The sequence below is a fragment of the Pseudomonas nabeulensis genome (assembly GCF_004682045.1).
Taxonomy (GTDB): Bacteria; Pseudomonadota; Gammaproteobacteria; order Pseudomonadales; family Pseudomonadaceae; genus Aquipseudomonas; species Aquipseudomonas nabeulensis.
Genome location: NZ_QUZT01000115.1, coordinates 1 through 9,820, shown reverse-complemented (window position 1 = coordinate 9,820; position 9,820 = coordinate 1). Strand labels below are relative to the sequence as shown.

Sequence of the window (9,820 nt, the reverse complement as noted above, 5' to 3'; positions counted from 1 at the left end):
GGGCTTGCCCCCGATGAGGGTGTGTCAGCTACAAAACTGTCAGCTGACACTCCCTCATCGGGGGCAAGCCCCCTCCCACATTTGAATTGCGACTCCCATGAAAAAAGAGATTGATCCCCCGAGTTCTACGGCAGGATCACCAACTTACCCGCCGTACGCCGCGACTCAAGATCTCGATGCGCCTGCTCTGCCTGCGCCAACGGATAACGCCGCCCGATCTGCACACGCAGCCGCCCGGTACGCACCCAGGTAAACAGCTGCTGCGAATACGCAAGCAAGGCCTCACGCGTACGCACATGGTGCATCACCGACGGATAGGTCAGCTTGATACTGCGCGGCAGGGAGAAGATATCGACGGGCGCAATCGGGTCCATGAACGGGCCGTACAACGCCAGGGTGCCGAAATAGTCCAGCAGTCGGATCGACTCGTCAAAGCCCTCGGCGCCGGTGCCGTCATACACCACCTTCATCGATTGCGCGCCGACCAGGCGCTCGACGTGACGGGCGACAGCGCCCGCTCGCCCGATCACCACGTAATCGGCACCGGCCGCCAGCACGGCGTCCACTTTGTCTTCATGGGACACCCGGCCAATCACCTTGCCCCCCAGCAGCTTGATCATCTGCGTGAGCATCAGCCCTACGCCACCGGCAGCAGCGTGGACAAAGGCCCAGTCGCCCTTCTGGATCCCGTGCACCTGAAACACCAGGTTGCTGGCGGTCAGGCCTTGCATCATCAGGCCCGCAGCGGTTTCGAAGCTGATGTCATCCGGTAGCGGCACCAGTTGGGCAACGGGGGCGACGATCATCTCGGCATAGCTGCCGGGCACGTAGTGCCAGGCCACGCGGTCCCCGGGAGACAGCTCGGTCACCCCGGGCCCGATCGCCACGACAACACCGGCGCCTTCCACCCCCGGTGTCAGGGGCAGTGGGTTGGCCTGCCCCAGGCCACGCCGAATACCGGTGTCCATAAAGTTGACGCCGGCGGCCATCACTTGCACCAGTACCTGCCCGGCGCCGGGTCTGTCGGGGGCAACATCCTCCGCCGCCAGTACTTCGGGGCCTCCAAAGGAGTGCATCACAATCGCTTTCATCGGTTTCACAGCCTGCAAGATCGTTCGGCACCGTGTGGTGCCGAAACCTGCCGCCATGCTGAGCAAGGCATGTATCTGCGGCATGTCGGCAGGCGGGCCGTTTGAATGGCTGTGTAACCTGAACAGCGGTGGATACAGTGGCTTACACCAGGTTCAGCACCACGTCGATATTGCCGCGCACCGCCTTGGAGTACGGGCAGGTCTGGTGGGCGGTGTCGATCAGCTCCAGTGCCACGCTACGCTCCACGCCCGGCAGGCTGATATTCAAGCGTGCACGCAGGAAGTAGGCATCGCCCTCGGTGCACAGGTCGACTTCGGCATCGATCGCCAGGTCCGCCGGCAGCTCGACCTTCAACTTTCGCGCGGCCAACCCGAGGGCGCCGTCAAAGCAGGCTGACCAGCCGGCGGCGAACAGCTGCTCGGGGTTGGTGCCGCCGCCCTTGGAGCCCGGCAGTGAATGCAGGATATCCAGGCGCCCGTCGTCGCTGCGCGAGGTGCCACCGTCGCGGGCGCCGGTGGTGTGGACTTTGGCGGTATAGAGTATTTTCTTGGCAGTCATGGAAACCGTCCTGAGGGTGAGGGTGAGGGAAAACGCATACGCGATGCGTTGCCCATCTCAGCACGGCCCGAACCGGCCTTCGATTACACGATGGTATCGCCCGCCCGCCGCCGGGTTAGCATGTGACACCTAAGTATGATGGGCGCGCGCCACGCGACCGGGCATTCTCGTCGCACGGCGCCTGTAGATAGAGAACCGGTATGTCGAATCAACTCAGCGTCGTCGATGCACTGCCTGGCGTGGCGTTCACCGCGCAGGGCGATGGGCGTGTCGACTTCGTCAGCCAGGGCTGGACCACCTACACCGGACGCAGCGCCGCCGATGCCCATGGCCGTGGCTGGCAGTCGGCGGTACACCCCGACGACCTGCCCGCCCTGCTCACTGGCTGGAACGCCGGCGTCAACGGCACTGCCGTGGATATCCAGGCCCGCCTGCGGCGCTTCGACGGTGTGTACCGCTGGTTTGTGCTGCGCCTCAACCCGTTGGCCGAGGGCCAATGGTGCGGGCTGTTCAGCGACATCGACGACTATCGGGGCGTCCCCACTGCGCCCCTCGCCGCCGACCTGGACCTGCGCACCATCATCGACTGCATCCCTGCGCTGGTGGCGTTCATGACCCCCGATGGCGCGCTGGAATGCGTCAACTGCCACAACCTCGACTACCTGGGCGCCACCCTCGAAGAATTGAAGCAATGGACCGTCGGCGCCACCGTGCACCCCGACGATCTGCCGGGCGTGATCAACGCGTGGATGCATGCGGTGCGCACCGAACAACCCTATCGCAACGAACTGCGCCTGCGTCGCGCCGATGGCGCCTACCACTGGTTCGCCGCCCGCGCGCTGCCAATGCGCGACACCGTAGGCCGGATCACCCGCTGGGTGCTGATCAGCGTCGATATCGACGAGCAAAAACGCGACAAGGCACTGATCGCCCAGGCGCTGGCCGAGGTCAGTGCGTCGGAAGATCGCCTGAGCAATATCATCAACGCCATTCCCGGTTTCGTCTGGAGCGCCGCGCCGGACGGCAGCGTCGGTTTCGTCAACCAGCGCTGGTGCGACTACACCGGCATGAGCCTGGACGAAGCACGCGGCATCGGCTGGGCACGCTCGGTGCACCCGGAAGATGCCGCGCCGCTGGCCGAATATTGGGGCGCCTTGTTGCAGTCCGGCGAGGCCGGTGAGTACGAGGCACGGCTGCGTCGCTTCGACGGTCACTATCGCTGGTTCCTGGTGCGTGCAGTGCCGCAACGGGACGAATGGGGCGCGGTGATGCGCTGGTACGGCGAAAACACGGATATCGAAGACCGCAAGCAAGCCGAAATGCTCGCGGCGAGCATCGCCATCGAGCGCCAGCAATCGGAAGAAACCCTGGACAAAGTGCGCTCTGAACTCGCCCACCTGGCGCGGGTGGCCAGCCTGGGCGCGGTCACGGCGTCGATTGCCCATGAAGTCAACCAACCGCTGGCCGGCATCATCACCAACGCGAGCACTTGCCTGCGCATGCTCGGCGCCGACCCGCCGAATGTGACCGGCGCCCTGGAAACCGCACGCCGCACCATCCGCGATGGCAACCGTGCTGCCGATGTGATCAACCGCCTGCGCGCGTTGTTCTCGAAAAAAACCATCACCATCGAAGATGTCGACCTGAACGAAGCCGCTCGGGAAGTCATCGCCATGTTGCTCGGTGAGTTGCAGCGCAACGGCGTGGCCCTGCAACCGGATTTCACTGATGACCTGCCGGCGGTCAGGGGCGACCGTGTGCAACTGCAACAAGTGATCCTCAACCTGATCCTCAATGCCACCGAGGCGATGAACACCATGACGGGCCGCGCGCGGCACTTGCAAGTCAGCACCGGTTTGAATGAACACCAAGGGGTTTACCTGGCCGTGACGGACAACGGCAGCGGTTTCGATCCCCTGGATGCCGAACGCATGTTTACCGCGTTCTACACCACCAAGCACGCGGGCATGGGCATCGGGTTGTCCATCAGCCGTTCGATCATCGAGCGGCATGCCGGGGTCTTGTCGGCTGCCGTCAATGACGGGCCGGGCGCCACGTTCCAGTTTTCCATTCCAGCGACCAGGGAGGGTAGTTGATGCAAAGGCCTTTACTCGTGGCGGTCGTCGATGATGACGAGTCAGTGCGTGAATCCCTGCCTGACCTGCTCAGGGAGTTCGGCTTTGCCGTCGAAGCCTTCTCGTCGGCCCAGGCATTTCTCGACTCGGGCTTCGTCGAGCAAACCCGCTGCCTGATCCTGGACGTGGCCATGCCCGGCATGTCGGGCCCCGACTTGCATGGGGCACTCAAGCTGCGCGGCTATGCCATTCCGGTGATTTTCATCACCGCCCATGGCGATGCCGGCGACCGGCCGAACCTGTTAAGCGGCGGCGCGGTGGACTGCCTGTTCAAGCCCTTCAGCGAAGCGCAATTGCTCAGGGCGCTGAGTGCAGCCATTCCGCTTGATTGAGCCCGTCTTACAAGGAGCTATTCTGATGTACTCGACCCAGCTGATGGCCCATGAACACAGAGCCGCAACGATGACCGACACCTTGCCAACCGTGTTCGTGGTGGACGACGACGTGTCCGTGCGCGAATCCCTGGAACTGTTGATCCGCTTCGCCCAGTGGCAACCGCGCTTGTTCGAGTCGGCCCAGGACTTCCTCGCCGAGCCGCGTACGCAAGTACCCAGTTGCCTGGTGCTGGACATCAACCTGCCCGACCTCAACGGCCTGGACCTGCAAGCCGCCATCGCCAACGAGCGCCCGGACACGCCGATCATTTTCATCACCGGCTACGGCGACATTCCCCTCACCGTGCGCGCCATGAAAGCCGGGGCCGTGGAGTTCCTGACCAAGCCGTTCGATGATGACGTGCTGCTCAACGCCATCGCCGATGCCCTGGAAAGAAGCCGTATCGCCTTGGCCCAGCAAGATCATCTGCACACGTTGCAAAACGCCTATGCCAGCCTGACGCCGCGGGAACAGGAAGTGATGGCGATGGTCGTTGCCGGCCATATGAACAAGGTGATTGCTTCGGACCTGGCCATCAGTGAGATCACCGTCAAGGCCCATCGTGGCAAAGCCATGCGCAAAATGAAGGCCCGCTCATTGGCGGACCTGGTGAAGATGGCGGCGTTGCTGGCAACGCCGCCGGGGTGAGTCAGTTGGCCGCCTTGGCTTCCTGCAACAGCGTCTGGATCATCTTTTCCTGCTCGTCATACCGGCCTTCGCCAAAGTGGGTGTAGCGCACCTGCCCCTTGGCATCCACCAGGTAATGGGCGGGCCAGTACTGGTTATCGAAGTTGCGCCAGATCGCGTAGTTGTTGTCGATGGCCACCGGGTAGGTGATGCCCAGCTTGCGCACCTGGTCCTTGACGTTGCCAATGATGCGTTCGTAACCGTATTCCGGGGTGTGCACACCGATCACCACCAAGCCGTCCTTCTCGTATTTCTTCGCCCACTCCTTCACATAGGGCAAGGTGTGCTGGCAGTTGATGCAGTCGTACGTCCAGAAGTCCACCAGCACCACTTTGCCCTTGAGGGATTCGCGGGTCAGCTCGGGTGAGTTGAGCCACTCCACTGCACCGTCCAGGGATGGCATGGCGCCCTTGGCGGTGTCTTGTGCTGGGTCGGCCTTGACCTTGCTCACCACAAAATCCACCACTTTGGGCACGGTGTTCAGCACGCCTTTCTCCAGGCTGCTGACGCCTTCGGACGAGGTGCCGGCCAGCAGGGTTTTGTCCGCCCCGGTGGAAATCACCACCGCCGCCGCGAGTACCGCCACCCCTGCCCCACGGCGCAGCCAACCGGTAACCGGGATCGACGCCTTGAGCCGGTTGACCAGGCCGCGCCCGGCGAAAATCAGCGTGCCCAGGGACAATGCGCTACCCAAGCCATACGCCAACAGCAACAGGCTGGTCTGCGCATTGGCGCCTTGCAGCATCGCGCCGGTGAGGATCACGCCCAGGATCGGCCCGGCGCATGGCGCCCACAACAGGCCGGTGGCGACACCGATCAACAGCGACTTGAGCGGGCCGGACAAGCTGCGGCTGTCGGGGTCGAGGCGGTTGCCCAGCACCACAAACGGTCGCGCCAGCCAGCCGCCGATGCGCGCCGAGATCAGTGACAGCGCAAACAGCACCATCACGATCAACGCTACCTGCCGGCCGGTGTTGTTGGCCTGCACCACCCACTCACTGCTGACCACCGCCAGGCTGGAGATCAGCGCGAAGGTCAGGACCATGCCGCCGAGGGTCAGCAGGATCGAACGGCGGCTGCGGTCGACGCCGGCAAACAGAAACGGCACCACCGGCAAGATACAAGGGCTGAGGACGGTCAGGATGCCGCCCAGGAATGCGATCAGAAGCATGACGTTCACCTTATGTGGCCAAGAGGACTCAGTTGTCGCCGATGCAGCCGTCGCCGAACTTGAGGTAGTCCAGCACTTGGGTCTGGTCGTGGGAGTCCAGGTACGTCATGCGCGCGTTCACCACGCCGCAGGCGGGGGTTGAGTCCTGGCTCATCGACACCACGCGCTTGATGTCCAGGTGGGTGCCGTAGTTGTAGGTTTGCACGTTGGTGGCGGCTTCGGCGCGGGCCGACAAGGTGCAGATGTTCAGGGCGGCAAACAGGCAGGCGGCGTAGATGGCTTTGGTATTCATGGCGTTGACTCCAGTCTCAGGGTTGGAGGCGGTGTGCCTCGTTGGAATCAATTAAATGCCCCTGAGGTATCGCGCCTGTGTCGAAAACCGGCGCGGGTTAATCGGTACGTATCCACAGCGCCTGTCGATACACAGCGATACAAAAAGCCCAAAGCACGACCTGGATCAATAAACCGCCCGCGCCTCTCGTCTACCCTCGCGCCTTTTTTGCGACCCGCGCCCATGCCTCCCATTCTTGCCCCCGAACTGCTCGCCCCCGCCGGCACCCTGAAAAACATGCGCTACGCCTTTGCCTACGGCGCCGATGCGGTGTACGCCGGGCAACCGCGCTACAGCCTGCGGGTGCGCAACAACGAATTCGACCACGCCAACCTGGCCCTGGGCATCGACGAAGCCCATGCCCAGGGCAAGCGCTTCTACGTGGTGGTGAACATCGCGCCGCATAACGCCAAGTTGAAGACCTTCCTCAAGGACTTGGCGCCGGTGATCGCCATGGGCCCGGACGCGCTGATCATGTCCGACCCTGGGTTGATCATGCTGGTGCGCCGGCATTTCCCGCAGATGCCGATTCACTTGTCGGTGCAGGCCAATACGGTGAACTGGGCCAGCGTGGAGTTCTGGCAACAGCAAGGGATTTGCCGGGTGATTCTGTCGCGGGAGCTGTCGCTGGAAGAGATCGGCGAGATCCGCCAGCAGGTGCCGGCCATGGAGCTGGAAGTGTTTGTGCACGGCGCCTTGTGCATGGCCTATTCCGGGCGCTGCCTGCTCTCGGGCTATATGAACAAGCGCGACGCCAACCAGGGCAGCTGCACCAACGCGTGCCGCTGGAAATACCAGGCCACGCCGGCGGTGGAAAACGCCACGGGGGATATCGTCCAGCAATACCCACCGACCCTGGGGATTGGTACGCCGACTGACCAGGTGTTTTTGCTACAGGAAGCGAACCGCCCCGATGAACAAATGCCCGCCTTCGAGGACGAGCACGGCACCTACATCATGAACGCCAAGGACCTGCGTGCCGTGCAGCATGTGGAGCGCCTGACCCAGATGGGCGTGCACTCATTGAAGATCGAAGGCCGCACCAAATCCCACTTCTACTGCGCGCGCACCACCCAGGTGTATCGCCAGGCGATCGATGATGCGGTGGCCGGCCGTGCGTTTGACCGCAACCTGATGACCGACCTCGAATCCCTGGCCCAGCGCGGCTACACCGAAGGGTTCCTGCGCCGCCATGTGCACGACGAATACCAGAACTACCAGAACGGCAGCTCAGTGTCGGATCGCCAGCAATTTGTGGGTGAACTGACGGGGGAGCGACGCGGCGAGTTGGCCGAGGTCAAGGTGAAGAACCGCTTTGCGGTGGGCAATCATTTGGAGTTGATGACGCCTGCGGGCAATTTTCACTTTGACCTGGGCAGCCTGCATAACGCGAAAGGCGAAGCTATCGAGGTGGCACCGGGGGACGGGCACACGGTGTATGTGCCCGTTCCGGTGGGGATGGATTTGCGCTTTGGCTTGTTGATGCGCGACGTTTAATGAGTCGTGCCCCTCTCCCCTGTGGGAGGGGGCTTGCCCCCGATGGCGGCGTGTCAGTCAACACACATACAAACTGACCCACCGCTATCGGGGGCAAGCCCCATCCCACATTTGGATCTGTGCCAGGTTTGGCACCTGACTAGATACTCCCTCAGGTTAAATCCTGAACTGGCCGACCAACTGCCCCAACCGCTGCCCCAAATCCGCCAGGCTGCGGGAGGTCTGGGCGCCCAGTTGGGTTTCATCGGCCACGCTGTCCACTGCCACGGCGATCTGGTGCACGCTGCGGTTGATCTCTTCGGCCACGGCGGTTTGCTCTTCGGCGGCACTGGCGATCTGCGCGTTCATCGAGTTGATGGTGCCAATCAGTTGGGCCATGGTGTCCAGCGACGCCCCGGCTTCGTTGGCCTGGGCCGAGGTGCCGTCGCCGGCATCGCTGGAGCGGCGCATGGCATCGACCGCGGCGAGGGTGCCCTTTTGCAGGCGGTCGATCATGCCCTGGATTTCCTGGGTGCTGGTCTGGGTGCGGCTGGCCAGGGCGCGCACTTCATCGGCCACCACCGCGAAACCACGCCCGGCCTCCCCGGCCCGTGCGGCTTCAATCGCCGCGTTGAGCGCCAACAGGTTGGTCTGTTCGGCAATGGAGCGGATCACGCCGAGCACGCTGACAATCGACGACACGTCCTGCTGCAAACTATCGAGGGATACGCCGCTGCTGCGGATATCGTTCACCAGTGCATGGATCTGCGCGATGCTGCCGTCCACCACGCGCTTGGCGGCCTGGCCTTCGGCGTCGGTTTGCTGCGCAGCGACGGCAGCGCCTTGGGCACTGCGCGCCACTTCGTGGGCGGCGGAGGACATCTGGTTGATTGCGGTGGCCACCTGGTCGGTCTCGTGGCGCTGGCGCTCCATGGCCTGCTCGGAGCGTTGGGCCTGCTCGGACACCTGGCTGACCAGGCCGGTGAGCTGGCCGGTCATTTCGGTAATCTGGCGCACCAGGCCGTGGATCTTGTCGACAAAGCGGTTGAACGCGCCGGCAAGATCGCCCAGTTCGTCCTGGCTGGTGATGGCCAGGCGGCGAGTCAGGTCACCTTCGCCGGCGGCGATATCGTCGAGGTTGGCTTTCATCAGGTTTAGCGGACGCAGGATGGTATTGGCCACCAGCATGCCCACGGCGGCGATCACCAACAGCACCACCACGGCCACGCCGAGGATGCTCAGCAGCACGCCTTCCATGCGTGTCTGCACCTTGGCCTCGACCACCGCGACTTGCGCTTCGATACCGTCCAGGTTCACCGACGTACCGATCACCATGTCCCATTTGGGCAGATATTCGGTGTAGCCGAGCTTGGGCACCAGCTCGGTCTGCCCCGGCTGGGTCGAACTGTATTGCAGGTAGTGGGTGCCATCCTTGCCGACCTTGACCAGGTCGCGGTTGACGTAGACACCGTTGGGGTCGCGATTGTCCTTGAAGCTCTTGCCCACGCCGTCAGGGCTGTTGCCCTTGAACAGGCGGATGGTCTCGGAATCGTAGCCGAAGAAGTAGCCGTCCTTGCCATAGCTGGTATTGGACAGCAGCTTGACCACCTGAGCTCGCGCCGCAATATCACCAGGGGCCGCCGCGTCATAGAGCGGCTTGACCGTGCTCAGGGCCACTTCCACATAACTTTGCAAGGTGGCCTTGGCGTCGTTGAGCAGGCGCTGGCGGGTTTCTTCCACCTCATTGCGCGCCTGGCCCTGCAGGATCCACACCGTGGTCAGGCTGATGACCACGGCAAACAACAACACCGGCACAATGGCCAGGGACAGGACTTTGGCCTTCAAACTCAGACGCATGGGGCTCTCTCTTATTTTTGTGGCGACTGAAGAGTGTATCGGCTGTGTAGGAAGTTTCTGTAGTGAGCGGGCTTGCCCCGCGCGGCGGTGTGCCTGATGAAGTTGAAACGTCTGACACACCGCCGCGCAGGGCAAGCC

At 63.1% G+C, this 9,820-nt stretch carries 9 protein-coding genes and 1 pseudogene; 4 read left to right on the top strand and 6 right to left on the bottom strand.

What is annotated here, in order from left to right; genetic code table 11:
- Window positions 1–125: 125 nt before the first annotated feature.
- The gene (locus DYL61_RS30530; RefSeq protein ID WP_238704629.1) at window positions 126–1,076 is read right to left on the bottom strand and encodes a quinone oxidoreductase family protein; all 951 of its coding nucleotides are present in this window, start codon (window positions 1,074–1,076) and stop codon (window positions 126–128) included.
- 157 nt (window positions 1,077–1,233) lie between these two features.
- Entirely contained in the window at window positions 1,234–1,650 is a 417-nt protein-coding gene (locus DYL61_RS30525; protein WP_135311476.1) for an organic hydroperoxide resistance protein, read from the bottom strand.
- A gap of 200 nt (window positions 1,651–1,850) precedes the next feature.
- Here DYL61_RS30525 and DYL61_RS30520 point away from each other — a divergent pair, with 200 nt between their 5' ends.
- From DYL61_RS30520 to DYL61_RS30510, 3 genes are read left to right on the top strand one after another with little or no spacing between them, the layout of a single operon-like run.
- Complete coding sequence (locus tag DYL61_RS30520) at window positions 1,851–3,746, top strand: PAS domain-containing protein (protein WP_135311475.1); 1,896 nt, start codon at window positions 1,851–1,853, stop codon at window positions 3,744–3,746.
- Window positions 3,746–4,117: a response regulator gene (locus DYL61_RS30515; protein WP_135311474.1), complete on the top strand. Its 372-nt coding sequence runs from the start codon at window positions 3,746–3,748 to the stop codon at window positions 4,115–4,117. Before DYL61_RS30520 ends, DYL61_RS30515 begins: the two co-directional genes overlap by 1 nt.
- A 25-nt stretch (window positions 4,118–4,142) precedes the next feature.
- Complete coding sequence (locus DYL61_RS30510) at window positions 4,143–4,808, top strand: response regulator transcription factor (protein ID WP_238704628.1); 666 nt, start codon at window positions 4,143–4,145, stop codon at window positions 4,806–4,808.
- Between the two features lies 1 nt (window position 4,809).
- On the opposite strand, the gene DYL61_RS30505 is transcribed toward DYL61_RS30510, so the two are convergent.
- Together DYL61_RS30505 and DYL61_RS30500 are read right to left on the bottom strand one after the other, a co-directional pair.
- On the bottom strand, window positions 4,810–6,018 hold the full coding sequence (locus DYL61_RS30505; protein ID WP_135311473.1) for a cytochrome c biogenesis protein DipZ: 1,209 nt from the start codon (window positions 6,016–6,018) through the stop codon (window positions 4,810–4,812).
- 28 nt (window positions 6,019–6,046) lie between these two features.
- Window positions 6,047–6,310, bottom strand: coding sequence for a DUF2790 domain-containing protein (locus DYL61_RS30500; protein ID WP_135311472.1), 264 nt, complete (start codon window positions 6,308–6,310; stop codon window positions 6,047–6,049).
- Between the two features lie 222 nt (window positions 6,311–6,532).
- Between DYL61_RS30500 and trhP the strand changes: the two genes are divergently transcribed.
- Window positions 6,533–7,846, top strand: a complete 1,314-nt coding sequence (gene trhP, locus DYL61_RS30495) for a prephenate-dependent tRNA uridine(34) hydroxylase TrhP (protein ID WP_135311471.1) — start codon at window positions 6,533–6,535, stop codon at window positions 7,844–7,846.
- A gap of 156 nt (window positions 7,847–8,002) precedes the next feature.
- Here the strand turns inward: trhP and DYL61_RS32030 are convergent, their stop codons facing one another.
- Window positions 8,003–8,758 carry a methyl-accepting chemotaxis protein gene (locus tag DYL61_RS32030; protein WP_420825096.1) on the bottom strand — a complete coding sequence of 252 codons (756 nt, stop codon included), beginning with the start codon at window positions 8,756–8,758 and terminating at the stop codon, window positions 8,003–8,005.
- Window positions 8,759–8,860: 102 nt separating this feature from the next.
- Window positions 8,861–9,682, bottom strand: a pseudogene (locus DYL61_RS32025) (cache domain-containing protein); the annotation flags it as partial.
- Window positions 9,683–9,820 lie beyond the last annotated feature (138 nt).